The 22,855-nt window shown below is 64.1% G+C and carries 24 protein-coding genes; 14 read left to right on the top strand and 10 right to left on the bottom strand.

Features of this window, described 5'->3' with window-relative positions:
• Window positions 1–351: 351 nt before the first annotated feature.
• From sppA to FJ443_RS17045, 4 genes are all read left to right on the top strand, one after another.
• Window positions 352–1,308, top strand: coding sequence for a signal peptide peptidase SppA (gene sppA, locus FJ443_RS17060; RefSeq protein WP_140522514.1), 957 nt, complete (start codon window positions 352–354; stop codon window positions 1,306–1,308).
• Window positions 1,309–1,388: 80 nt separating this feature from the next.
• Complete coding sequence (locus FJ443_RS17055; RefSeq protein ID WP_006200394.1) at window positions 1,389–1,673, top strand: integration host factor subunit beta; 285 nt, start codon at window positions 1,389–1,391, stop codon at window positions 1,671–1,673.
• Window positions 1,674–1,726: 53 nt separating this feature from the next.
• Window positions 1,727–2,059: a DUF1049 domain-containing protein gene (locus FJ443_RS17050; RefSeq protein ID WP_140522516.1), complete on the top strand. Its 333-nt coding sequence runs from the start codon at window positions 1,727–1,729 to the stop codon at window positions 2,057–2,059.
• Window positions 2,060–2,116: 57 nt separating this feature from the next.
• Complete coding sequence (locus FJ443_RS17045) at window positions 2,117–3,082, top strand: ornithine cyclodeaminase family protein (RefSeq protein ID WP_140665002.1); 966 nt, start codon at window positions 2,117–2,119, stop codon at window positions 3,080–3,082.
• Window position 3,083: 1 nt separating this feature from the next.
• On the opposite strand, the gene FJ443_RS17040 is transcribed toward FJ443_RS17045, so the two are convergent.
• The 3 genes from FJ443_RS17040 to FJ443_RS17030 form a co-directional block, all read right to left on the bottom strand.
• On the bottom strand, window positions 3,084–3,515 hold the full coding sequence (locus FJ443_RS17040) for an EVE domain-containing protein (RefSeq protein ID WP_140664999.1): 432 nt from the start codon (window positions 3,513–3,515) through the stop codon (window positions 3,084–3,086).
• Window positions 3,512–3,907, bottom strand: a complete 396-nt coding sequence (locus tag FJ443_RS17035; RefSeq protein ID WP_140513758.1) for a VOC family protein — start codon at window positions 3,905–3,907, stop codon at window positions 3,512–3,514. The genes FJ443_RS17040 and FJ443_RS17035 overlap by 4 nt, the downstream gene beginning before the upstream one ends.
• 92 nt (window positions 3,908–3,999) lie before the next feature.
• Window positions 4,000–4,695: a YafY family protein gene (locus FJ443_RS17030; RefSeq protein ID WP_140664996.1), complete on the bottom strand. Its 696-nt coding sequence runs from the start codon at window positions 4,693–4,695 to the stop codon at window positions 4,000–4,002.
• A gap of 134 nt (window positions 4,696–4,829) precedes the next feature.
• Between FJ443_RS17030 and FJ443_RS17025 the strand changes: the two genes are divergently transcribed.
• From FJ443_RS17025 to FJ443_RS17000, 6 genes are all read left to right on the top strand, one after another.
• Window positions 4,830–5,903 (top strand): class I SAM-dependent rRNA methyltransferase, encoded by a 1,074-nt coding sequence (locus FJ443_RS17025; protein ID WP_140664993.1) that lies wholly within the window; start codon window positions 4,830–4,832, stop codon window positions 5,901–5,903.
• Window positions 5,903–6,763 (top strand): RNA methyltransferase, encoded by an 861-nt coding sequence (locus FJ443_RS17020; RefSeq protein WP_140664990.1) that lies wholly within the window; start codon window positions 5,903–5,905, stop codon window positions 6,761–6,763. The genes FJ443_RS17025 and FJ443_RS17020 overlap by 1 nt, the downstream gene beginning before the upstream one ends.
• A 13-nt stretch (window positions 6,764–6,776) precedes the next feature.
• Window positions 6,777–7,265 (top strand): signal peptidase II, encoded by a 489-nt coding sequence (lspA, locus tag FJ443_RS17015; protein WP_140664986.1) that lies wholly within the window; start codon window positions 6,777–6,779, stop codon window positions 7,263–7,265.
• 62 nt (window positions 7,266–7,327) lie between these two features.
• The gene (locus FJ443_RS17010; protein WP_140664983.1) at window positions 7,328–8,320 is read left to right on the top strand and encodes an MDR family oxidoreductase; all 993 of its coding nucleotides are present in this window, start codon (window positions 7,328–7,330) and stop codon (window positions 8,318–8,320) included.
• Window positions 8,321–8,405: 85 nt separating this feature from the next.
• A complete protein-coding gene (locus FJ443_RS17005; RefSeq protein WP_140664980.1) occupies window positions 8,406–10,715 on the top strand; it encodes a PAS domain-containing hybrid sensor histidine kinase/response regulator in 2,310 nt (769 codons plus the stop codon).
• 183 nt (window positions 10,716–10,898) lie between these two features.
• Complete coding sequence (locus FJ443_RS17000) at window positions 10,899–11,786, top strand: GNAT family N-acetyltransferase (protein ID WP_140500229.1); 888 nt, start codon at window positions 10,899–10,901, stop codon at window positions 11,784–11,786.
• A gap of 67 nt (window positions 11,787–11,853) precedes the next feature.
• Here FJ443_RS17000 and FJ443_RS16995 read toward each other — a convergent pair whose 3' ends face one another.
• Both FJ443_RS16995 and grpE read right to left on the bottom strand, forming a co-directional pair.
• Window positions 11,854–12,486, bottom strand: coding sequence for a trimeric intracellular cation channel family protein (locus FJ443_RS16995; protein WP_140513762.1), 633 nt, complete (start codon window positions 12,484–12,486; stop codon window positions 11,854–11,856).
• Between the two features lie 128 nt (window positions 12,487–12,614).
• Window positions 12,615–13,250, bottom strand: coding sequence for a nucleotide exchange factor GrpE (gene grpE, locus FJ443_RS16990; RefSeq protein ID WP_140500232.1), 636 nt, complete (start codon window positions 13,248–13,250; stop codon window positions 12,615–12,617).
• Between the two features lie 239 nt (window positions 13,251–13,489).
• Between grpE and FJ443_RS16985 the strand changes: the two genes are divergently transcribed.
• Window positions 13,490–13,690, top strand: coding sequence for a hypothetical protein (locus tag FJ443_RS16985; RefSeq protein WP_140500234.1), 201 nt, complete (start codon window positions 13,490–13,492; stop codon window positions 13,688–13,690).
• 165 nt (window positions 13,691–13,855) lie between these two features.
• Window positions 13,856–14,878 carry a fatty acid desaturase gene (locus tag FJ443_RS16980; RefSeq protein ID WP_140500460.1) on the top strand — a complete coding sequence of 341 codons (1,023 nt, stop codon included), beginning with the start codon at window positions 13,856–13,858 and terminating at the stop codon, window positions 14,876–14,878.
• A gap of 107 nt (window positions 14,879–14,985) precedes the next feature.
• On the opposite strand, the gene FJ443_RS16975 is transcribed toward FJ443_RS16980, so the two are convergent.
• The 5 genes from FJ443_RS16975 to cysG all read right to left on the bottom strand — a co-directional run bounded on the left by FJ443_RS16975 (window position 14,986) and on the right by cysG (window position 19,874).
• On the bottom strand, window positions 14,986–15,519 hold the full coding sequence (locus FJ443_RS16975) for a DUF934 domain-containing protein (RefSeq protein WP_140500236.1): 534 nt from the start codon (window positions 15,517–15,519) through the stop codon (window positions 14,986–14,988).
• A 161-nt stretch (window positions 15,520–15,680) separates the two neighbouring features.
• The gene (locus tag FJ443_RS16970) at window positions 15,681–16,445 is read right to left on the bottom strand and encodes a phosphoadenylyl-sulfate reductase (RefSeq protein WP_140500238.1); all 765 of its coding nucleotides are present in this window, start codon (window positions 16,443–16,445) and stop codon (window positions 15,681–15,683) included.
• Complete coding sequence (locus tag FJ443_RS16965) at window positions 16,420–18,090, bottom strand: nitrite/sulfite reductase (RefSeq protein ID WP_140664977.1); 1,671 nt, start codon at window positions 18,088–18,090, stop codon at window positions 16,420–16,422. The genes FJ443_RS16970 and FJ443_RS16965 overlap by 26 nt, the downstream gene beginning before the upstream one ends.
• Window positions 18,091–18,138: 48 nt before the next feature.
• On the bottom strand, window positions 18,139–18,432 hold the full coding sequence (locus FJ443_RS16960) for a DUF2849 domain-containing protein (protein ID WP_140500242.1): 294 nt from the start codon (window positions 18,430–18,432) through the stop codon (window positions 18,139–18,141).
• Window positions 18,429–19,874 (bottom strand): siroheme synthase CysG, encoded by a 1,446-nt coding sequence (gene cysG / locus FJ443_RS16955; protein WP_140558382.1) that lies wholly within the window; start codon window positions 19,872–19,874, stop codon window positions 18,429–18,431. Before cysG ends, FJ443_RS16960 begins: the two co-directional genes overlap by 4 nt.
• A 432-nt stretch (window positions 19,875–20,306) precedes the next feature.
• On the opposite strand from cysG, the gene FJ443_RS16950 reads away from it, so the two are divergent.
• Both FJ443_RS16950 and FJ443_RS16945 read left to right on the top strand, forming a co-directional pair.
• Window positions 20,307–20,756 (top strand): host attachment family protein, encoded by a 450-nt coding sequence (locus FJ443_RS16950; protein WP_140500246.1) that lies wholly within the window; start codon window positions 20,307–20,309, stop codon window positions 20,754–20,756.
• A gap of 216 nt (window positions 20,757–20,972) precedes the next feature.
• On the top strand, window positions 20,973–22,757 hold the full coding sequence (locus FJ443_RS16945; protein WP_140560241.1) for a cation:proton antiporter: 1,785 nt from the start codon (window positions 20,973–20,975) through the stop codon (window positions 22,755–22,757).
• Window positions 22,758–22,855 lie beyond the last annotated feature (98 nt).

The raw sequence follows: 22,855 nt of genomic DNA, 5'->3' as shown, positions 1-22,855 counted from the left end.
GGCAACACCGCCTATAGGTGGGACGTCGGCGCTTTCAAGCAAGCACAAGCCGACGAAAACCGCGAAAATGTGACAGTTGCGGTCGTGCAGATCAGAACGGATCAACACCGACAGCCCTGCTTCATAGCAGAAATAGACGTCTGGCGTACATTTTTCGTTACCATCGGCTCCCCCCTTACCTGCCGTTCGTTTCACGGACCAATCACGAAACCGACGTCTTGGCGGACGCTGACGCGCACTTGCCTCGCGTGCGCCGCGCGCGGATTGCCGCGTCATGCGCAGACGGAACTGCTTCCAGACCGGGACGTCATGGTCTAAAAGCATCTCTTTCCATCGACCGTGAGGCTGACCATGGCATTGAGAGCCGACGACCTGATCGACCGCCGCCGCTTGCGGCGTAAGCTGACCTTCTGGCGCGCTGCGGCCATCGCCATCGTTGCGCTCGGCGTCATTGCGATCTCGGCCTGGTTCTATCGCGACGATTTCGGCGGCTCGGCCGTCGATCATATCGCCAAGGTCAGGATCGAAGGCACCATAACCGAGGACGACGAACTGATCGAGCGGCTGGAAGCCATCCGCAAGTCGCCGAGGGTGAAAGGCGTGATCCTCGCCATCGATTCCCCCGGCGGCACCACCGTCGGCGGTGAATCGATCTATGAGGAGGTGCGCAAGCTCGCCGCCGACAAGCCTGTCGCGGCCGAGGTCGGCACGCTCGCCGCGTCGGCCGGCTACATGATCGCGAGCGCCACCGATCACATCGTCGCCCGCAAGACCTCGATCGTCGGCTCGATCGGCGTGTTGATCCAGTATCCTGATGTCAGCGGCCTGATGGACAAGCTCGGCGTCAAGCTGGAGGAAGTGAAATCCTCGCCGCTCAAGGCCTCGCCCTCGCCTTTCAAGCCGACCAACGACGACGAGCGCGCCATGGTCCGCAAGCTCATCCTCGACAGCTACGACTGGTTCGTCGGCATCGTCGCCGAACGCCGCAAGATGACCCGCGAGCAAGCGCTGGCGCTCGCCGACGGATCGATCTTTACCGGTCGCCAAGGGGTCGCCAACGGCCTGATCGACGCCGTCGGCGGCGAGACCGAGGCGATCGACTGGCTGGCGACCAAGGGCGTCGACTCGAAACTCAAGGTGGTCGAATGGAAGGACACTGAGCGGCGCGGCGGCTTCCTGTTTTCCAAAGCGATGGTGCGCACGATCGCCGGCGCGCTCGGCCTGCCGGACTACAGCGGCGATATCATCCATGAACTTGGCGCCGACCGCTTGTTTCTTGACGGTCTCGTTTCCGTCTGGCACCCTTGAGATGCCGTTTGGGGTGGATGAAAAAGCAAACAAAATCATCCTCATAATTTCGACCGCACCGATTTCAGGGGACCCGTCCGATGATCAAGTCCGAACTTGTGCAGATTATTGCCACGCGCAATCCGCATCTTTTCCTGCGCGACGTTGAAAACATCGTCGGCGCGATTTTCGACGAGATCACCGACGCGCTCGCCGAAGGCAACCGGGTCGAATTGCGTGGCTTCGGTGCCTTTTCGGTGAAAAATCGCCCCGCCCGCACCGGCCGCAACCCGCGCACCGGTGAATCCGTCGAGGTCGAGGAGAAATGGGTGCCTTTCTTCAAGACCGGCAAGGAACTGCGCGAAAGGCTGAATGGCGGAAAATAGGCGCGACGCCAGACCGGCCCTTCCCGGGAGGCCGGTTTCCGACGGAAAACATCATGCTCAATCGCTTCATGCTCATCGTGGTCTTCGTACCCCTGGCGGTCATCCTGATCGCGCTGGCCGTCGCCAATCGCGAACTCGTCGCCTTCACGCTGGATCCGTTCAATCCCGGCAATCCGGCACTGACGCTCACTTTGCCGCTGTTCATCTTCCTGTTCCTGGCCCTCGCCGTCGGCATGGTCGTCGGCAGCCTGGCGACCTGGGTCAAGCAGGGACGTTACCGCAAGCTGGCGCGCCAGCGCGGCGTCGAGGCCGAGAACCTGCGCCAGGCGATCGGCCGCACCCCGTCGACACCGCAGGGACCGGTGCTGCCGAAGCCGACCAACTGACCGCCGCACGGCGCTGCGGGCCCTCTCGGGCCCGCGATTTTCTTCACGGAGTTTCCCATGCTGACCATTTCGGCCGCAGAGGTCGACCAGGCGTTGACCTTCCCAGGGCTGGTGGACACGCTGCGCGTGGCTTTCCGTGACGGCGCGGTGCAACCCGTCCGGCATCATCACACGGTCGAACGGCCGGACGGTGAGGCCTCGACCTTGCTGCTGATGCCGGCCTGGACCGATTTCAACGCAGCCGGCATCTCGGCCGGGGGACACATCGGCGTCAAGATCGTTACCGTCTCGCCCGACAACAATGCCATCGGCAAACCGGCGGTGATGGGGGTCTATCTCCTGCTCAACGGCGCCACCGGCGAACCGGAGGCCCTGATCGACGGCCAGCGGCTGACGCAATGGCGCACGGCCTGCGCCTCGGCGCTCGCCGCATCCTATCTGGCGCGCGAAGACGCTTCCCGGCTGCTGGTGATCGGGGCCGGTGCGCTGTCGCCATTCCTCGCCAAGGCGCATTGCGCCGTGCGGCCGATCAGGACCATCCGCATCTGGAATCGCACCTTGGACAACGCCGAGAAGGTCGCCGCCGGACTGCGCGCCGAGGGCTTCGCGGCGAGCGCAGCGACCGATCTCGACGCCGAGCTCGGCCAGGCCGATATCGTCTCGTCGGCGACGATCGCCACCGATCCGCTGATCAAGGGCGCCCGCCTGAAGCCGGGAAGCCATGTCGACATGGTCGGCGGCTTCACCCCGACAATGCGCGAAAGCGACGACGAGGCGATAGGGCGCGCCCGCGTCTATGTCGACACCCGCGCCGGCGCCACCAAGGAAGCGGGCGACATCGTCATACCGCTCGCTTCGGGCGTGTTGAAACCGGAAGCCATCATAGCCGACTTGCACGAGCTGGCGCGCGGTCAGAAGCAAGGGCGCCGGAGCGCCGACGAGATCACGCTGTTCAAGTCGGTCGGCGCCGCGCTCGAGGACCTTGCCGCCGGCATTGCCGTCTACAAGGCGCTCAGGAGCTAGCTTACTGTCCCGGCTGGTTAGCGCCCATAGCTTCGGCGATTACGGCGAAATCGGCCGCGCTTATCGAGAACAGGCCGAAGCGCAGTTGATACCCCCAATTCGGCTTGCCGGCCGTGAAGTCCAGCCTGTCGAGCAATGGCTTGATCGGCGCTTCCCCGGCCGCCGCCCAGTCGACGTCGCGGCGAAAGGGCGTGAAGCCGCCGCCCATGTCGCCTTGATAGGATTCTCCCTCCCGTACCGTGCCGATCGCCGTGAACGCCCGGAGCCCGTCTTTCTCGCCCAAAATCGTTGTCGGCGAATAATAAACAATGCCGTCCCCGGGCTGCATCCGCCGCAGCGGCGCCGCCTTGCCGTGGTTGACCTGCATAAAGCCGCCCTCGCGGCCGCGCCGGACGTGCTGCGCCGACGCCACCGCGATCCAATACGCGCTCATTCCTGCTCCCCGTCGGCCTGCTGCCCGTCCGACAGCCAGTAGACCCGCAGGCGATGGTTGTCGGGATCGAGCGCAACGAAGGTGCGGCCGAAATCCATGTCGGTCGGCGCCTGCAGGATCTTCAGCCCACGTCCGGACCAGTCGGCATGGGCGGCATCGACTGCCTCGGGCGTATCCAGGGCAAAGACGATCTCGGCGCCGCCACCGGTCGCTGCCGCCGCCGGTTCCACCGTATGCCTCGACCAGAGACCGAGTTTGAAACCGTTGTCGAGCACGAACAGCACGAATGTCGGCGCGCTTTCGACCGGCTCGCGGCCGAGCAGAGCGCTGTAGAAGGCGCCGCTACGCTGCGGCTGGTCGACGTAGAGGATGACGAAATTGGGGGTGACCATGTCTGTTCTCCAGGGGTTTCGACCAGGACAGACATAAAGCGCGCCACTGTCAGATTCTGGCAGTATGCGTAACGAGAGGCGCCGTAGACAGCTTACAACCGCTCCTGCCGTGGGGTGTCGAGCGTCGCCCGCCATTCCTTCAGCAGCGCCTGACGGCGGCGCGGATAGCGCAGATCCGTCGTCTTGAGCTCGGCTATGCGGTCGGCGCGAAAATGCCGGAAATCCTGCCGTATTTCGCACCACGCCACCACGACCCGCACCTTGTCGAAGAAACCAAGCGCGAACGGCCACACGATGCGCCGCGAGCCCGCGCCACTGGCATCGCGATAGAAGAAGTCCAGCTTGCGCTCGTTGCGGATCGCCTGCCGCACCAGGCCGAGATCGATGCTTTCAACAGTCGGGGCGGGCGGCCCGACCAGCAGTGTGGTGGCGTCGAGATCCTCGCGCAGATCATCAGGCAGCACCGACGCGATCTTGGCAAGCGCGTTGACGGCCGCTGACGAAAGCCGCGAATCCGGCTGCTTGGCGACCCAGCGCGAACCGAGCACAATTGCCTCGATCTCCTCGTCGCTGAACATCAACGGCGGCAGCATGAATCCGGGCTTCAGCACATAGCCGAGCCCCGCCTCGCCCTCGATCGGCGCCCCCTGGCCCTGCAGCGTTGCGATGTCCCGGTAAAGCGTGCGAATTGAAATCCCGAGTTCGTCGGCGAGCGACTGCCCGCTCACCGGCATGCGATGCCGGCGCAATGTCTGGATCAGGTCGAGCAGGCGTTCGGAGCGGGACATATCGAAGATTTGCCTGTTTCTTTGATATTGGTCCATCGCAAGCCGACATGACCAGGCGACGCTTGCGCGGCGGACTTGGTTGCGAAGCCGGTTGCCCTATGTCAAAAGCGGCCACGCCTCGGAGATGCTCCTGCTTGAAATCTTTTCGCGACAAACGCCGCGACAGCCGTCCGCCCGCAAAAAGCGGTGCACAACGGGTGCGTCCGCATGAAGGCCGTGGAACGGCCAGGCCGCAGGAGCGGCCCGAGGCCAAGGTCGACGAGCGCCCCGAGCAGAAGTCGGCGCCCCGCATCCTGGCCCGTCGCGACGGCGCTCTTCCGGCCGAACAGCTTCCGCTGATCCTCGAAGTGGCGCCCAATGCCGATTATGCGCTGCTTGACAGCGGCGCCGGCCTGAAGCTCGAACAATACGGTCCTTATCGGATCGTCCGCCCCGAGGGCCAGGCGATCTGGCAGAAGGCGCTACCGGCAAGGGAATGGGACCGCGCCGACGCTGTCTTCACCGGCGATACCGACGAGGAAGGCATTGGCCGCTGGCGCTTCCCCGGGACGCCGCTCGGCGAGACCTGGCCTATGAAGCACGACGGCATCGACTATCTCGGCCGCTTCACCTCGTTTCGCCACGTCGGCGTGTTTCCCGAGCAGGCCTCGCACTGGGATCACATGGCCGGACTGATCGCGGCGGCCAGGCGGCCGGTCAAGGTGCTCAATCTGTTCGGCTATACCGGCCTTGCCTCGCTGGTGGCGGCGCGCGCCGGCGCCGAGGTCACCCATGTCGATGCCTCGAAAAAGGCGATCGGCTGGGCCCGCGAAAACCAGGAGATGGCCGGACTTGGCAACAAGCCGATCCGCTGGATCGTCGAGGACGCGGTGAAATTCGCCGAGCGCGAGGAGCGCCGCGGCAGCCGCTATGACATCGTTCTGTTCGACCCGCCCGCCTATGGCCGCGGCCCCAAGGGCGAGGTCTGGCAGTTGTTCGAGGACCTGCCGGCATTGACCAATCTCTGCCGATCGATCCTGACCCCGAAACCGCTTGCCGTGGTGCTGACCGCTTATTCGATCCGCGCCTCCTTCTTCGCCATCCATGCTCTCATGCGCGACACCTTTGCCGGCATGGGCGGCAGGGTTGAATCGGGCGAATTGATCATCCGCGAAAAATCGGCGGGCCGCGCGCTGTCGACCTCGCTGTTCTCGCGCTGGGTGGCCTGATGAGTGGATATAACGGCGCCCGTCCGGTCGGGCAGGTGAAAGAGGTCACCAGCCTCACCAATCCGCTGGTCAAGGACATCAAGGCGCTGGCCTTGAAGAAATTCCGCGACCAGCAGAACGCCTTCATGGCCGAGGGACTGAAGCTGGTCATCGATGCGCTCGACCTCGGCTGGCAGATCAGGACCCTGGCCTTCGCCAAGGCCGGACGCGGCAACGCGGCGGTGGAGAAGGTCGCTGCGCGCACGGTGGCTTCCGGCGGCACGGTGCTTGAAGTCTCGGAAAAAGTGCTTGTCGCCATAACCCGCCGCGACAATCCGCAAATGGTGATCGGCGTTTTCTCGCAGAAATTCCTGGCCCTGAAGGATATCCGCGCCGACAATGGCGATGTCTGGGTGGCGCTCGACCGGGTGCGTGATCCCGGCAATCTCGGCACCGTCATCCGCACGGTGGACGCCGTAGGCGCGAAGGGCGTGATCCTGGTCGGAGACACCACCGATCCCTTTTCGGTGGAGACGGTGCGCGCCACCATGGGCTCGATCTTCGCCGTTCCGGTGGCCAAGGCGACGACCGACGCATTCCTCGCCTGGCGCGGCGGGTTTTCTGGCCTCGTCGCCGGCACGCACCTCAAAGGCGCCGTCGACTACCGCTCGGTCGATTTTTCCCGGGGGCCGGTGCTGCTGATGATGGGCAATGAACAGCAAGGCCTGCCCGAAAGCCTGGCGGCGAGTTGCGACAGGCTGCTCAGGATTCCGCAGGCAGGGCGTGCCGATTCGCTCAATCTTGCCGTCGCCACCGGCGTCATGCTGTTCGAGATCCGCCGCGGCGCGCTGAAACTGGACCCGATGGTGGATTCGCAATGAGGGTTGCCCAATCGTGAAATCATGGTCTCCCTATGCGCTGCTGGTCGTCGCGGCCATCGCGCTCGACCAGTGGATAAAACATTTGGTCGAGATCGGCCTTCCCTTTCAGGAAAAGCTCGATCTCCTGCCCTTCCTGGCGCTGTTTCGCACCTATAATACCGGCATCGCCTTCTCGATGTTCTCATCCTTCGGCGATACCGGGCTGGTGATCATCGCCGTTCTCGTCGTTGCCTTCGTGCTGTATCTGGCCACGCACACGCCCTCGGGCCATGTGATTGCCCGCACCGGCTTTGCCCTGATCATCGGTGGCGCGCTTGGCAATCTGATCGACCGTGCCGTCTACGGCCACGTCATCGACTACATCCTGTTCCACACTCCGGTCTGGTCCTTCGCCGTGTTCAATCTCGCCGATGCCTTCATTTCGGTCGGCGCCGCGCTGGTCGTGCTTGACGAAGTTTTGGGCTGGCGGCGCCAGCCCAAGCCCCAGGGTCCCGACGCCTGAGCGATTGACCCGGCGCGGCCGCCGCAGCAGAGTCCAAACGTCGATAGATCGAGGAGAGAAAAATGCCCGAAACCTTCAAAGCCATCCTCGTTTCGCGCGACGCCGAAAAGAAACAGTCGGTGGCGGTGACCGACCTCACCGAAGCCGATCTCATGGACGGTGACGTCACCGTCGCAGTCGAAACGACGACGGTGAACTACAAGGATGGGCTCGCAATATCAGGCAAGGCGCCGGTCATTCGCCGCTGGCCCTTGGTGCCAGGCATCGATTTCGCCGGAACGGTCTTATCCTCTTCCCATCCCGACTGGCGCAAGGGAGACAAGGTCATCCTGAACGGCTGGGGTGTCGGCGAGACGCATTTTGGCGCCTATGCCGGGCGCGCCCGCGTCAACGGCGACTGGTTGGTGCCGCTCCCCGACGGCATCAGCGCGCATGACGCGATGGCGGTCGGCACCGCCGGCTATACCGCAATGCTGTGCGTCATGGCACTGGAGCGGCACGGCATCGTGCCCGATCGCGGGCCCGTGGTGGTGACGGGCGCGGCCGGCGGCGTCGGCTCGGTCGCGGTCTCCATCCTGTCCAGCCTGGGCTATCACGTCATTGCCTCGACAGGGCGCAATGCCGAAAGCCCGTATCTCATCGATCTTGGCGCCGCGGAGGTGATATCGCGCGACGAACTCAGCCAGCCGACCAAGCCGCTCGCCAAGGAGCGTTGGGCGGGCGGCATCGATTCCGTCGGCAGCCACACACTGGCCAATGTGCTCTCTATGACCTCCTATGGCGGTGCCGTCGCGGCCTGCGGCCTGGCCGGCGGCATGGACCTGCCGTCGAGCGTGGCACCTTTCATCCTGCGCGGCGTTTCGCTGCTCGGCATCGATTCGGTGATGGCGCCGAAACCGGTGCGGCTCGAGGCCTGGCGCCGCATCGGCGCCGACCTGGATCTGCGCAAGCTCGCCAGCCTGTCCACGACCATCGGCTTCGACAACATCATCGACGCCGCGCGCGACATCGTCGACGGCAAGATCCGCGGCCGCGTCGTCGTCGACATGCAGTGAGTTCGCCGGGGTAAAACAACCTATCCGCTAAAATTCGAACGATCCCCCGCAGGCTTCCATAATTTCTGTCCGGTAGGGTTTTCGCATGGTCGCGGAATCCGGCATCCAGGAAGCGGAGACTGGCGAAGACGTCGATGCGGTACCCGCGCCGGCGTCGGCGCGGCGGTTCGTCGCCGCACCGCCGCTGGCGCCTGAGCCGCAACAGGCCAGGAATCAGCCGCGATTGGCCGGCCGCGAAGGCTTGCCGCTGTTGACCTTCGTCGCCATCATCATGCTGGCGGGGCTGACGCACCTGACCGGCGCGCCGATCTTCATCAGCCTCGCTTTGCTGGCGACCGGCCTTGCCGGCTTCGGCCTGCACCTGCGCGCCAGAAGGAACGAATACCGCACCGCCGCGCTGCTTGATGAAACCACGGCTCGCAGCCGTGCCGAGATCGAGACGCTGGCCGATCGCATGTGGGAGATGCAGGAGAGCGAAGAGCGCTTTCGCGGCCTGATCGACGCGCTTGGCGATCTCGTCATTCATCGCGACCGCGACGGCTATATCGTCTATGCCAACAAGGTGTTCGCCGATCTCGTCGAGGTCGACCAGCGCGACCTCGCCGGCAAGACCCTGGCGGAACTCGGCATCGAAGTCGGTATCGTTCCCGACGCCGCGTTTTCCGACCATGAATGTCTGAGTTCCACCGACGTCGCCATCCGCACGCCCGGGGGTTCGCGCTGGTTCTCGTGGATCGAACTGTCGGTGCGCGACAAGGACAGCGGTGCTGTCTCGCATCGCGCCATCGCCCGCGACATCACCGCCCGCAAGCGTGCCGAATCCTCGCTGATCACCGCGCGCGAGCGGGCCGAATACGCAAGCCAGGCCAAATCGCGCTTCCTCGCCACCGTCAGCCATGAAATCCGCACGCCGATGAACGGCATCATGGGCATGGCCAGGCTGTTGGCCGATACCAGCCTGTCGCCGGAGCAGCAGACCTATGTCGGCGCCATTTCGACCTCGGCCAGCGCGCTGCTGGCCCTCATCGAGGACCTGCTCGACTATTCCAAGATCGAGGCGGGACGCTTCGATCCCGAACCGCAGCCAATGTCGGTGCGCGAGATCGCCGACAACGTTGTCGAGCTCCTCGCCGCGCGCGCCTTCTCCAAGGATATCGGCCTCGGCTGCCATGTCGAGCCCGACGTGCCGCAATTGATCACCGCAGATCCGGGCCGGGTCAGGCAGGTGCTGCTCAACCTGATCGGCAACGCCATCAAGTTCACCGACAGCGGCGGGGTGCTGGTGAGTATAGCGCGCGCCCGCACTGAAACCACCGACCGCATATGCTTCACCATCGCGGATACCGGGCCAGGCCTGCATGAAGACGACATGGAGCGCATTTTCGAGGAGTTCGAGCAGGCCGACGGTACCTCGACGCGCGCGCATGGCGGAGCCGGTCTCGGTCTTGCCATCTCCAAGCGCCTGGTGACCGCCATGGGCGGCACGATTTCCGTCTCCAGCCGGCTGGGTCAGGGTTCGGAATTCGTCTTCGATATCCCGGCCATCTCCGCGAGCGAGCCACCACCGGGCCGCATGGACGCGCTTCAGGGCAGGCACGCGGTAATCCTGTCGAGAAATATCGTCGAGGCCGACGCCATCGCCCGCAGCATCCGCGCCAACGGCGGCGCGGTCGATATCGCCACCACCGTGGCGCAGGCGGCATCGTTCTCCGGCGATTGCGACGTGCTGCTGGTCGACGCGGCCATGGAAGAGGGCGACGGAAGACTGCTCAAGCGGCTGCGCCAAAGCGGTTTTTCCGATTGCGAAGCCATCACGCTGATCGCCCCGACCGATCGCGGCATGCTCGGCGAGTTCCGCGCCAGCGGCTACGCGACCTTCCTCGCCAGACCGGTGCGAGGCGGAACACTTTTGCGTGTGCTTCTGAGCAGTCATGCGCCGGCGCTTGCCCCGACACGGCCGGAAAAGCCCCACCCGCCGGCGCTTCGCGCCGCCAGTGATCGCCAGCGTGGCCTGTCGGTGCTGATCGCCGAGGACAATGACATCAACGCCATGCTCGCTCGCGCCACGCTGCTGAAGGCCGGTCATCGCGTCAAGGTTGTCGGCAACGGCAAGGCGGCGGTCGAGGCCGTTACCGGTGCCGGACACAAACACCGCTTCGACGTGGTGCTGATGGACCTGCACATGCCGGTGATGGATGGGATGGACGCCATCGCCGCCATCCGCCGTCATGAGGAGGAGACCGCCGTGCCGCCAGTGCCCATCATGGTGCTGTCGGCCGACAGCCAGGAAAAGACCCGCCATGCGGTGCTCGCCCACGGCGCCAGCGGCTTTGTCACCAAGCCGCTCGACCCCGATGCACTGGTCGACGCCATCGAGGGGCAGGTCGCCGCCTGAGACTTTTTTTCATCCATCTCCTGCCGAGCGGCGCCACCTTGCTTTTGCATAACGTAGCCGGTTGACCGTATTCGCCAGCCGACGAAGTATTGCCCGCGACGCCGTATCACGGTACTGTCACAATCCTGTTGCACCTACACCGTATCCCCGTGCCAAGAGGGATGGCTCGAAGGAGAATCACTCGTGCATACAGTTATGCCGGAATGTGACACTCGGCCGAACGCCGGCGGCGCCTTGCTTGCCGGGCGCAATGTCGATTCCGTCACAAAGGGCGCAGCGCTCGGCCGTATCGGCAACCTCGAAGTGCGGCTGGCCCGCAACGAGGCCGAGATCGCGGCCGCGCAGGAAGTGCGCTACCGGGTATTCTACGACGAGCTTGGCGCCAGGAAGAACCTGTTTCAGGTGCAGGACCGCCGTGATGCCGACCGCTTCGATCCGCACTGCGATCACCTGCTCGTCTTCGATACCTCGCTTTCCGGCCCCGAACATCGCCGCATCGTCGGGACCTACCGGCTGCTGCGGCAAGAAATCGCTGCGGCCGCCGGCGGCTTCTATTCCGAAGGCGAGTTCGAGCTGACCAAGCTCATCGCCCGTCACCCCGGCCAGCGCTTTCTCGAGCTCGGCCGCTCCTGCGTCCTGCCGGAATACCGTTCGAAGCGCACCATCGAGGCGTTGTGGCAAGGCATCTGGGCCTACATCAACCACTACGGCATTGGCGTGATGACCGGCTGTGCGTCTTTCCAGGGCACGGTGCCGGCGGCCCATGCCGAGGCGCTCACCTATCTGGCGCATCACTGCCGCACGAATTCGGCTTGGGACGTGCGCGCCGTCGCCGGGCGCTATTGTTCCATGGACCTGATGCCGATCGAGGCGGTCAATGCCAAGGCAGCGATCGCTGCGATGCCGCCCTTGGTCAAGGGCTATCTCAGGGTCGGCGCCCGCATCGGCGACGGCTGCGTCATCGATCGTGAATTCTCGACGGTCGATGTGTTCGTGGTGATGCCGGTCAAGGAGATCGGCGCCCGCTACGTCAATTATTACGGCGGGGAAGCGCAGCGTTTTGCGGCGTGAGCAGTAGGCAGTAGGCAGTAGTGAAGACATCATGATTCATCCACTGACTAATCCCTAATCCCTTCTCTCACGAAATATCCTCCGGCCGCCTGCCGGGCCGGCTCTTGTAGGACGCAAACGACCAGCCGAATTTGAGCGCGCCGCCGCGCACGGCGAATGCCGCGGCGAAACCGGCCAAGCCTGACACGATCTGCGGCAGTCCGGCGACATCGCCCAATGTGAAGATCGACGCGCCAACCAGGGCGGCCGTAACATAGATTTCCGGCCTCAGCAGCACCGAAGGCTCCCCTGCCAGCACGTCGCGCAGGATGCCGCCGAATGTGGCGGTCAGCACGCCGGTGATGACGGAAACGACCGGCGAACCGGTGATGGCCAACCCTTTGGCCGCACCCATCACCGAAAAAGCGGCTAGCCCGACGGCGTCGAGCCAGAGCAGCCACTTCCAGCGGGATTCGACACGGTGTGCGCTGAAAAACACCAGCACCGCAACCGCCGCGCAGATCAGAGCATAGCTGGAATTGGCGATCCAGAAAACCGGCAGGTTAAGGATGACGTCGCGAAGAGTGCCGCCGCCGATGCCGGTGACGCACGCCAGGAAAAGGAAGCCGATAACGTCGAGCTGCTTGCGCGACGCGGCAAGCGCACCTGTCGCCGCGAAGACCGCAACGCCGGCATAGTCGAGAAGCGCGATGGGGTTCAAGGGCGGGACCAGGGAGTAAGGCAGCAGGGGAGTAGGGGAGTATGTTTAGCACGAAGCCGTACTGTTGATACGCCCCTTACTGCCTTACTGCCTTACTGCCTTACTGCCTTACTGCCCTATTCCCCTAACTACGCATCCTTCTCCGCCTGCTCGTTGACGGGCCCCGGCTCGACCGGCGCTTCGCCGGCGGCGATTTTCGGGCCGCCCTTGGCAACGCCGACCATGGCCGGGCGCAGCACCCGCTCCCCGATCGAATAGCCCGGCTGCACGACCTGCACCACCGTGTTGGCCGGCACATCGGGATTGGGCACTTCGAACATGGCCTGGTGGAAATTGGGATCGAACTTCTCGCCTTCCGGCGCGAGCTTCTTGACGCCGTGCCGCTCCAGTGCGGACAGCATGGCACGCTCGGTGAGATCGACGCCGTCGATCAGCGCCTTGAAACCCGCATCGCCGGACGCCTTGGCCTCGGCGGGAATCGCGTCCAGCGCGCGGCGCAGATTGTCCGAAACCGACAGCATGTCGCGGGCGAAGTTCGCGACCGCATAGGTACGCGCGTCATGCACGTCGCGCGCGGTGCGGCGACGCAGGTTCTCCATCTCGGCCGCAACGCGAAGCGCCCTGTCCTTCAGCTCTTCATTCTCCTTCAGGAGCCGCACAACCGCTTCATAATCGCCATCGACGCCACCTTCCGTGCGCTCGGCATTGGCTTCGGTCGCCTCAATTTCGTCGGGCGCGCGTTCGTCTTTTGCCTGGTCGCTCATCGCCGTTTCCCATCATCTCGAATAGTGTGGATTTTGAGCCCGATATCGAGGTTTGGTGGGCAAAAATCAAGGGGTAAGCGAAGGCACGCGCCCAGCCGTTCAAACCGAATGGCGATCAGTGCGATGCTTCGATTTTAATTCAAACTTTACCATAGCTTCCACCTTTGCTTGCCCCGGCGGCGCGATCGGGGAACCATTTGCTGGCTGGAGGATTTTCGAACCGACACAGGATTTTTGAAATGACACCCCGCGACAAGGGCGAAAAGAAAGATCGGATCGCCGCCGAAATCCGGCGCCAGCTAGGCACGGCGGCGGTGAGACGCTTTCTGCATGCGCTGCCGGCCTTTCGCGCCGAGAAAGACATTCCCGACCGCTTCCGGGACCAGCTCGAACGTCTCGACGGCCTGGAAAACAGCATGGCTGGCGGCGCGCGCCATTGATGCATGTGACCGGATGCGATCCGGGTTGGCAGAGTTGCAAGGGTTAGAACAGAACCTGAAGTCGCGGCCTGGATCGAGGATCCCGCGCCCCATCGCGACAATTACGCGCGGTAATTTCTCGTGATTAGCCTTGCGGGAGCCGGGCCCCTCCGCCTATGCTTCATGATGAACATGATTTCCCCTGAGACTGCCGCCAACAGTAAGCGCGCCTGGTTGAAGATCCTGGCGCGCTACAAGAAGCCGGACAGGCGGCGCAGCGCCGTCGAACTGGCGATCACCCTGATCCCTTTCGCAGCACTCTGGGCGCTGTCCTCGATCGCCTTTGCCTATGGCCATTGGTGGGGGCTGGTGCTGATCTTGCCGGCGGCGGGCTTCCTGGTGCGGATTTTCATGATCCAGCACGATTGCGGGCACGGATCTTTCTTCGCCAACCGCACCGCCGATGACTGGATAGGCCGCGTCCTGGGCGTGCTTACGCTGACGCCTTATGATTGCTGGCGGAGTGCTCATGCCACCCATCATGCCAGCGCGGGTAATCTCGACGAGCGCGGCGTTGGCGATATCAAGACGTTGACGGTCGCGGAGTACCGGCGGATGTCCTGGAGAGGTCGCCTCGCCTATCGTCTCTATCGCCATCCCCTGGTCATGTTCGGACTGGGGCCGATATGGCTCTTCATCTTCGAGCAAAGGCTGCCGGTCGGGATGATGCGCGGTGGCCTGAAGCCCTGGGTATCCTCGATGGCCACCAACCTCGCCATCGTTCTGGCAGCGTCGATCCTGATATGGTTCGTCGGTATTGGCGCTTTTCTGGTCGTCCACCTGCCGATCGTCATCCTTGCCGGATCCGCCGGCATCTGGCTGTTCTATGTCCAGCACCAGTTCGAGGAGACCGAATGGGCGAAGGACGATGAGTGGGAGTTCCAGCGTGCCGCCTTGCACGGATCCTCCTATTATGACCTGCCGCCGGTGCTGAACTGGTTCACCGGCAACATCGGTGTCCATCATGTCCATCACCTCTCCGCGAAGGTGCCAGGCTACCGCCTGCAGGAAGTGCTGCGCGATTATCCGGAACTGCGCGGCATAGGCCGCATCACCCTTCTTGAGAGCCTGCGCTGCGTCAAGCTGGCGCTGTGGGATGAAAACAGCGGCAAGCTGGTGTCGTTTCGCCAGGCACGGATGGCGGCGTAGCCATCTTCTGCCTGGCTCTGCTGTCCCCGATCCGCCGGCGGCACCTCCTGTCGTCGTGACGGGAGAGGACAGGCGGCCGCAAACCTGTCGCTGGAAGTGTCGTGACGTCACCCGGCACGCAGCCGACGCCAGGAGTATTTTGGTCCCTTGGGCTTCGGCACGGCGGCAGGCTGGTAGTAGAGTCCCAATCCGCCGGTGCGGCCTTCGTCCAGCCGCTTCAAGAGCACGGGATTGGAGATTTCGAATTCATCGAAACCGAGCCGCAGCATATGCGGCAGTTGGTCGACCAGCACCTGGCCGGTGGCGCGCACGGCACCTTCGAAATGATGTCGGCTGCGCAGCAATTCGCCCTTTGAGAAGGAGCGGCCATCGCTGAACGACGGAAAAGCCAGCGCCACCAGCGACAGTTGGTCGAGCAGGCCAGCAATCCTTTCGAGCTGATCGCCGGGTTGCAGCACGACACCGATCCTTTCCTTGGCCGACCGGCGCACCTCCGGATCGAGATCGAGAAACGCCTGCAGCGGCAGGATGAAGCGGCCATTGCCGGACAGCGCTTCCGCGCCTTCGGCATGAGCCCACTCATCCTCCCGAAAACCCGTCGGGGTCCAGAGGCGGGTCTCCGGTATCGTCGGTTCAGTCATCGAAATTTCCTAAAATTCAAAGAGCTCAAGGGGGTGTGGAGATTCAAGCAGGCCCGAGTCGAAAACGGTAGCTTCCGAGAGCCGGAGCGGAGCGTACTTGTAGTACGTGAGCCCCCGAAGCCGCCGTTTGCAGGCCGGCCTCACCTGAATATCAGCATACCCTATAACGATGCGTCGGTCAGCGACTTCTCCAGTCCCGACAGGTGAATGCCGCACTCGGTCTTGGCATGGCCGGCCCAGCGGCCGCTGCGCGCGTCCTCGCCCGGCTGCACCGGCTGGGTGCACGGGAAGCAGCCGATCGACAGATAGCCATAGGCGACCAGCGGATTTTCCCGCAGTGCATGCGCGCGCATGTAGTCCGCCTGGTCCGACGTCGTCCAGTGCGCCAGCGGATTGATGCGGATACGTGGGCCGACCGCCTCGAACACCGGAAGTGCTGCGCGCGTCGAGGCCTGGAAGCGTTTGCGGCCGGTGAACCAGGCGCGGAAAGGCGCTACGCCCCGAGCCAGCGGCTCGACCTTGCGCACATCGCAGCAGGCGTCGGTATTAGTCTGGTGCAGATTGCCGGTCGGATCGATCCGCTCGAGTGCTGCCTCGTCGGGCTTGATCACCTGGATGTTGGTCAACCCGAAATCGGCGACCAGGGCGTCGCGATAGCCGAGCGTCTCCTCGAAATGCTTGCCGGTATCGAGAAAGATGACCGGCAGCGAGCGATCGACTTCGGAAATCATGTGCAGTAGCACGGCCGAATCGGCACCGAAGGAAGACACCGCGGCAATCTCGTCGTGAAACAGGTCGCCTGCCGCGCGTTCGATGATGTCGAGCGGATTCAGGTGGCCGTAAAGCGCGTCAAACCCCGCCGCTTTGGCGGCGATGCCGTCATCGGCGTCGACGATAGGGTCAAGCGGCCTTGGCTTCGCCAGCATAGAGCGCCTCCTTGAACGGCGCGGGACCGACACGGCGGTAGGCGTCGATGAATTTCTCTTGTGAGTTGAGCCGAAGGCCGAGATAGGTCTCGACGATCTGCTCGATGGCGTCGGTGATCTCTTCCGACGAGAAGCCGCGGCCGATGATCTCGCCCACCGAAGTGTTCTCGTCGGCCGAACCGCCAAGCGTCACCTGGTACAGCTCGGTGCCTTTCTTTTCGACTCCGAGAATGCCGATATGTCCGACATGGTGATGGCCGCAGGCATTGATGCAGCCGGAGATCTTCAGCTTCAACTCGCCGATCTCGCGCTGCCGCTCCAGCGAGGCGAAGCGACGCGAGATCTCCTGCGCGATCGGGATCGAACGCGCTGTGGCCAGCGCGCAATAGTCGAGGCCCGGGCACGAGATGATGTCCGATATCAGGTTCGAATTGGCGGTCGCCAGGCCGATATCGACCAGCGCGTCATAGACCGCCTTCAGGTCGGCGCGCGCCACATGCGGCAGGATCAGGTTCTGCTCGTGGCTGACGCGCAACTCGTCGTATCCATACTTCTCGGCGATATCGGCAATCGCTTCCATCTGGCTGTCGGTCGCATCGCCCGGCACTTCGCCGATACCCTTCAGCGAGATGGTCACCGCCGCATAGTCGGGGTGGCGATGCGTCACCACGTTCTGGTCGAGCCAATCCGAGAAGCCCTTGGAATCGAGGCGTGCCAGCTTTACAGCCTCGTCGCCGTCCGGCCGCGCGGTCAGCGCTGGCGGCGCGAAATAGACGTCGATGGCGCGGATGTCTGCTTCCGGCAGCTTCAACTCGGCATCCTTCAATTGCTGCCATTCCGCCTCTACCTGGCGCGTGATCTCCTCGACGCCGGTCTCGTGGACCAGGATCTTGATGCGCGCCTTGAACTTGTTGTCGCGGCGGCCATGCAGGTTGTAAACGCGCAGGATCGCCGTGCAGTAGGACAAAAGGTCGGCTTCCGGCAGGAAATCGCGGATCTTCCTGGCGACCATCGGCGTGCGCCCCTGGCCGCCGCCGACATAGACGGCGAAGCCGAGCTCGCCGGCCGCGTTCTTCTTCAGGTGCAGGCCGATGTCATGGGTCTGGATGGCGGCGCGGTCGCGCTCCGCGCCGGTTACCGCGATCTTGAACTTGCGCGGCAGGTAGGAAAACTCCGGATGAACAGATGACCACTGGCGCAGGATTTCCGCATAGGGACGCGGATCGGCGACCTCGTCGGCCGCCGCACCCGCGAAATGGTCCGCGGTGACGTTGCGGATACAATTGCCGCTGGTCTGGATGGCGTGCATCTCGACACTCGCCAGATCCGCCAGGATTGCAGGAATGTCGGACAGCGCCGGCCAGTGGAACTGGATGTTCTGGCGCGTGGTGAAATGGCCGTAGCCCTTGTCGTATTTGCGCGCGATGTGGCCGAGCATGCGCAACTGCTTGCTGTTCAGCGTGCCATAGGGCACCGCGATGCGCAGCATATAGGCGTGCAATTGCAGGTAGACGCCGTTCATCAGCCTGAGCGGCCGGAACTGGTCCTCGGTGATCTCGCCGGCGAGCCGGCGCTGGACCTGGTCGCTGAACTCGGCGACGCGGGCCTGGACAAAATCGTGATCGAACTCATCGTAGCGGTACATGCTTCGTCTTTCAGGGCGCGTCCGCCCGTGTTCACTTCTGGTCTGGGCTTACGCCGCCCGGGAGGCCTGCTTGCCAAGATCGTTGCGAATGGTCGGGCCCGCGGCGCGGATCTTCTCGCGCAACCGCACCGGCTCGACAACGCCGTTCACGATTTCGGCATCGATGAGGTTGACGTCGAGGACTTCGTTGTCGGCGTGGGCCTTGGCACCGATCGCTTCCAGGCGATCCTCGGCCGCCTTGTCATGGGCGAGGTCGGCATGGTCCGCCCTCTCGGCCCAGCCGCCGTCTGCGTACCAGACGGCGATGCCGTCGGCGAGCCGGTTGGCGGTCAGTATCTTCATTGCTGAACTCCCTCGGTGGCAGCTATGGGCGCACCTTCATGCCTGTGTGCCGCGAGCGGTTCGGACCGTTCGAAATTGGCGCCGGCGACCGCATCGCCGATGATGGTCATGACCGGACCTGAGAGATCGGAGCGCGCTTCCAACGACGGCAGGTCGGCAAGCGTGCCGTGGAAACGGCGGCGATTGCCGAGGCTGGCATTCTCGACCACGGCTACCGCCGTATCGGGCGAAAGCCCGGCCTCGATCAGCCGGCCGGCAACCTCCGCGGCCACCGAGCGGCCCATATAGACAGCAACGGTGGCACCCGAAATGGCAAGCTTGGCCCAGTCGGGCAGCGAATTGCCCTTGAGATCATGACCGGTGGTGAACACCATCGAGGAGGAAACCCCACGCAGCGTCAGCGGCAATTCGAAATCGGCGGCGGCAGCGAAAGCAGCGGTAACGCCCGGAACCACCTCATAGGCGATGCCGGCATCACGCAGCGCCGCCATCTCCTCGCCGGCCCGGCCGAACACCAGGGGATCGCCCGACTTCAGCCGCACCACACGCTTGCCTTCGCGGCCAAGCTCGACCAGCAGCGCATTGATCTCGGCCTGGCTCTTGGTGTGACAGCCCTTGCGTTTGCCGACCGCCAGCCGCTCGGCGTCGCGTCGGCCCATGGCGACGACAGCCTCCGGCACCAGCGCGTCGTGGACGATGACATCGGCCTCCATCAGCAGGCGATGCGCACGCAGCGTCAAAAGGTCCTCGGCACCGGGGCCCGCGCCAACCAGGGCGATATGGCCTGAAGCGGATGCAGCCGAACGCAGAAGATCGGCGGCTGCGTCATGCGCCTGCGAAAGCTTGCCAGCTTCGACGGCGCGCGCCGGCGCACCGCCGAAGAACTCGCTCCAGAACCGGCGGCGCGAATTGCCCCTGGGCAGGCTTTCAGCGGCGGCCCGGAAGGACGCGGCGAGAGCCGCCAACCTGCCCAACGAGGGCGACAGCATGCGGTCGATGCGGGCACGCAGCATTTGCGCCAGCACCGGCCCAGCGCCTTCCGTGCCGATGGCGATCGCGACCGGTGCGCGATTGACCAGCGCCGGGGTGAAAAAATCGCAAAGCTCCGGCCGGTCCACCGCATTGACGGGGATGCCGAGCCGGCGCGCATCCTGGACAACGCGCCGGTCGAGCGCCTCATCGCCGCTGGCAGCGAACACCATCACCGAGCCTTCCAGCCGACTCGCCTCATAGGCCGCGATGTGGGTGGCGCCGCTCTGCGCGATGAAGCCGAGCATGTCCGGTGAGGCGCTCTCCGCGACGATGCGCAGCGTAGCGCTGGACTGCCCAAGCAATCGTGCCTTGGCCAACGCTTCGTCGCCGCCGCCGACGATCGTTACGGCTTCGTCCTCGACCCGTACGAAGACGGGGAAGGCATTGAGCTTGGGGGCGGGCTGCGGCATGGATACGAACGGAATCCTGATCTGGTCTTCACTTCTACGCGTGGGCGCGAAAAAGCTGAAGAAACCCACTCGCGCATCACCTTCCGGGATGCAATCGCTTTTTCTAAAGGGCCGCAGCCAAGAGAAAAATATTCCACCTTGTTGCGGAGACCGGCATCAAGCCGCTGTCGCGGGCCTTGATTTCTCCTCTTTTTTGGGCCGAACGCGCTTTATGACAAAACCGTTTTTTCTAAATTCTACTAATTTAGTAGATTAAAGCTGCCTGGCGGTCGTGCGCGCGCCTCCACCTCGACGGAGCGCCCGTATGACCTGGCTTTTTGGCTGGAACATTACCGGATCGAGGCGCGTTCCTTCCGCATGCGCAATTCAAAATCATACCTGGCCGCGGCGTGAAGCCAAGCGTGGCGGCAGCGAAGGAAGGAGCCCGGCGTCATGAGCGCGATCAAGTTGAAGCACGGCATCTGGATCATGGTGGCCGACGGAGAAAAAGCGCTCTTCCTCAGAAATGCAGGTGACACCAAATTTCCGAACCTCGAAGTGGTGCAGGAAGTGAGGCAGGACAACCCGCCAACGCGCGAGCAAGGCAGCGACAGTCCCGGTCGCTACAATGACGGTCCCTCGGTTCACCGCAGCGCGGTCGAGGAGACGGATTGGCATCGGATCGGCAAGGAGCGCTTTGCCGACGAACTCGCCGAACGGCTCTACAAGCTGGCTCATCGAGGCTCTTTTGACGAAATCATCCTCATCGCGCCGCCGCTCGTGCTCGGCGCGATGCGCAAGATCCTGCACAAGGAAGTCAGCGACAAGGTCAGCGCGGAAATTCCCAAGACGCTGACCAACCACGCGGTATTCGAGATCGAGGCCCTGTTGCGGGCAGCTTGATCGTTGGCGATCGAGCGCCGCCGTTGCGGCGCATGATTTCGGCTGACCTTCGAATTCCGGCTTGCTTGCCCACCGGCGAGGTATTTGTCGCTTCACCGGCAATTCCCGGTTTAGCGGGGTTGCGTGGCCGACACCCAATCCACCATATTGCAAACAGGCGGCGGCTTCGGGCGGCGCATATCCTGCATCGCTGGCTTGAAAGGCGCTCCATAGACAATGCCGCATGACACTCCCCTTATCGCCACCATCGTAGCCGGTCTGGGGCTCGCTTTCGTCTTCGGCGCTCTCGCCAACCGCTTCCGCATTCCGCCGCTGGTCGGCTATCTCGTGGCCGGCGTGCTGGTTGGGCCGAACACGCCCGGTTTCGTCGCTGACGCCGGCCTTGCCAATGAGCTCGCCGAAATCGGCGTCATCCTGTTGATGTTCGGCGTCGGCCTGCATTTTTCGCTGAAGGATCTCCTGTCGGTCCGCGCCATCGCCGTGCCCGGCGCCATCGTCCAGATCGGCTTTGCCACGGCACTCGGCGCGGGGCTTTCCTGGATGCTCGGCTGGTCGGCTGGAGCAGGACTGGTCTTCGGCCTGGCGCTGTCGGTGGCCTCGACCGTGGTGCTGCTGCGCGCCCTGCAGGAGCGCCGCCTGATCGAGACCGAGCGCGGCCGCATTGCCGTCGGCTGGCTGATCGTCGAGGACCTGGCCATGGTGCTGGCCCTGGTGCTTTTGCCGGCGCTTGCCGGCGTGCTTGGCGGCCAGGAGCAGGCGGATGCCCATGCGAGCGGCCTGCTGTCGCTGCCCGCGAGCTACGGCATCTGGGGCGTCGTCGGCATCACGCTGGCCAAGGTCGCCGCCTTCGTCATCGTCATGCTGGTGGTAGGCCGCCGCGTCATTCCCTGGATCCTGCACTATGTCGCCCATACCGGCTCGCGCGAGCTGTTTCGGCTTTCGGTGCTGGCGATAGCGCTTGGCGTCGCCTTCGGCGCGGCCAAGCTGTTCGGCGTCTCGCTGGCACTGGGCGCTTTCTTCGCCGGCATGATCATGAGCGAGTCCGAACTCAGCCACCGCGCCGCGGAGGAATCGCTGCCGCTGCGCGATGCCTTCTCGGTGCTGTTCTTCGTCTCGGTCGGTATGCTGTTCGACCCGTTCAGCCTGTTCAGCAACGGCTTGCCGATTCTGGCAACGCTCGCCATCATCGTCGTCGGCAAGTCGCTGGCGGCCTTCCTCATCGTCGTCGCCTTCGGTTATCCCCTGGCGACGGCGCTGATGATTTCGGCGAGCCTTGCCCAGATCGGCGAGTTCTCCTTCATCCTGGCCGAACTCGGCGTCGGGCTGAAACTGCTGCCCGAACAGGGGCGCGATCTCATCCTGGCGGGCGCCATCCTTTCGATCGTGCTCAACCCGGTGATGTTTCTGGTCATCGACTGGATGAAGCCATGGCTCGAGGCCCGCGCCGCCAGGACGGCGCCGCCTGTGGAGCCCAAACCGGTCGGCCCGGCGACGGAGCCCGGCCAGGTGGCTTCCGTCGCCTCGGCGGCGAAGCAGGAAGATGGGCCGCCGCCAAGAACAGCCCTTAGCGGCCACGCGATCCTGATCGGCTACGGCCGTGTCGGCAGTCTCGTCGGCGCTGCGTTGAAGGAAGCCGCCCTGCCCTTCCTGGTGGTCGAGGATGCCGACAAGACACTGGTGAAGCTCAAGGCCGAGGGCACCGAGACAGTGGCGGGCAACGCCGCCAATGCCGAAGTGTTTGCAGCCGCCAATCCCGAAGGCGCGAAACGGCTGATCCTGGCCATCCCCAATGCCTTCGAGGCCGGTCAGATCGTTCTGCGTGCGCGCGCCGCCAATCCCGCCATCAACGTCGTCGCCCGCGCCCATTCCGATGCCGAGGTCGAGCATCTCAAAGGGCTCGGCGCCGATACGGTGATCATGGGCGAACGCGAGATCGCGCGCGGCATCGTGGAAGAGGTGCTTGGTCACAAGCCGCGGGCGGCTGAACCGTCCGCCGCCTGAGCCGATCCTGCACGGACCTAATCCGTGCTTAGCGAGAACGCGGCCGACCGTGGAGGGCTGGACCTCGAACAGGTGGGGCGGCCTTGGACGCGCCCGCT

The sequence above is a fragment of the Mesorhizobium sp. B2-6-1 genome (assembly GCF_006440475.1).
In the GTDB taxonomy this organism is placed as follows: Bacteria; Pseudomonadota; Alphaproteobacteria; order Rhizobiales; family Rhizobiaceae; genus Mesorhizobium.
Note: the sequence above shows the minus strand (reverse complement) of the source record. Positions and strands in the feature narration are given on the sequence as shown.

Bases quoted from the DNA above. Each gene is read 5' to 3' on its own strand.
- sppA (WP_140522514.1), top strand. From the start codon at position 352: ATGGCATTGAGAGCCGACGACCTGATCGACCGCCGCCGCTTGCGGCGT.
- FJ443_RS17055 (WP_006200394.1), top strand. From the start codon at position 1,389: ATGATCAAGTCCGAACTTGTGCAGATTATTGCCACGCGCAATCCGCAT.
- FJ443_RS17050 (WP_140522516.1), top strand. From the start codon at position 1,727: ATGCTCAATCGCTTCATGCTCATCGTGGTCTTCGTACCCCTGGCGGTC.
- FJ443_RS17045 (WP_140665002.1), top strand. From the start codon at position 2,117: ATGCTGACCATTTCGGCCGCAGAGGTCGACCAGGCGTTGACCTTCCCA.
- FJ443_RS17040 (WP_140664999.1), bottom strand. From the start codon at position 3,515: ATGAGCGCGTATTGGATCGCGGTGGCGTCGGCGCAGCACGTCCGGCGC.
- FJ443_RS17035 (WP_140513758.1), bottom strand. From the start codon at position 3,907: ATGGTCACCCCCAATTTCGTCATCCTCTACGTCGACCAGCCGCAGCGT.
- FJ443_RS17030 (WP_140664996.1), bottom strand. From the start codon at position 4,695: ATGTCCCGCTCCGAACGCCTGCTCGACCTGATCCAGACATTGCGCCGG.
- FJ443_RS17020 (WP_140664990.1), top strand. From the start codon at position 5,903: ATGAGTGGATATAACGGCGCCCGTCCGGTCGGGCAGGTGAAAGAGGTC.
- FJ443_RS17010 (WP_140664983.1), top strand. From the start codon at position 7,328: ATGCCCGAAACCTTCAAAGCCATCCTCGTTTCGCGCGACGCCGAAAAG.
- FJ443_RS17005 (WP_140664980.1), top strand. From the start codon at position 8,406: ATGGTCGCGGAATCCGGCATCCAGGAAGCGGAGACTGGCGAAGACGTC.
- grpE (WP_140500232.1), bottom strand. From the start codon at position 13,250: ATGAGCGACCAGGCAAAAGACGAACGCGCGCCCGACGAAATTGAGGCG.
- FJ443_RS16985 (WP_140500234.1), top strand. From the start codon at position 13,490: ATGACACCCCGCGACAAGGGCGAAAAGAAAGATCGGATCGCCGCCGAA.
- FJ443_RS16980 (WP_140500460.1), top strand. From the start codon at position 13,856: ATGAACATGATTTCCCCTGAGACTGCCGCCAACAGTAAGCGCGCCTGG.
- FJ443_RS16975 (WP_140500236.1), bottom strand. From the start codon at position 15,519: ATGACTGAACCGACGATACCGGAGACCCGCCTCTGGACCCCGACGGGT.
- FJ443_RS16970 (WP_140500238.1), bottom strand. From the start codon at position 16,445: ATGCTGGCGAAGCCAAGGCCGCTTGACCCTATCGTCGACGCCGATGAC.
- FJ443_RS16965 (WP_140664977.1), bottom strand. From the start codon at position 18,090: ATGTACCGCTACGATGAGTTCGATCACGATTTTGTCCAGGCCCGCGTC.
- FJ443_RS16960 (WP_140500242.1), bottom strand. From the start codon at position 18,432: ATGAAGATACTGACCGCCAACCGGCTCGCCGACGGCATCGCCGTCTGG.
- cysG (WP_140558382.1), bottom strand. From the start codon at position 19,874: ATGCCGCAGCCCGCCCCCAAGCTCAATGCCTTCCCCGTCTTCGTACGG.
- FJ443_RS16950 (WP_140500246.1), top strand. From the start codon at position 20,307: ATGAGCGCGATCAAGTTGAAGCACGGCATCTGGATCATGGTGGCCGAC.
- FJ443_RS16945 (WP_140560241.1), top strand. From the start codon at position 20,973: ATGCCGCATGACACTCCCCTTATCGCCACCATCGTAGCCGGTCTGGGG.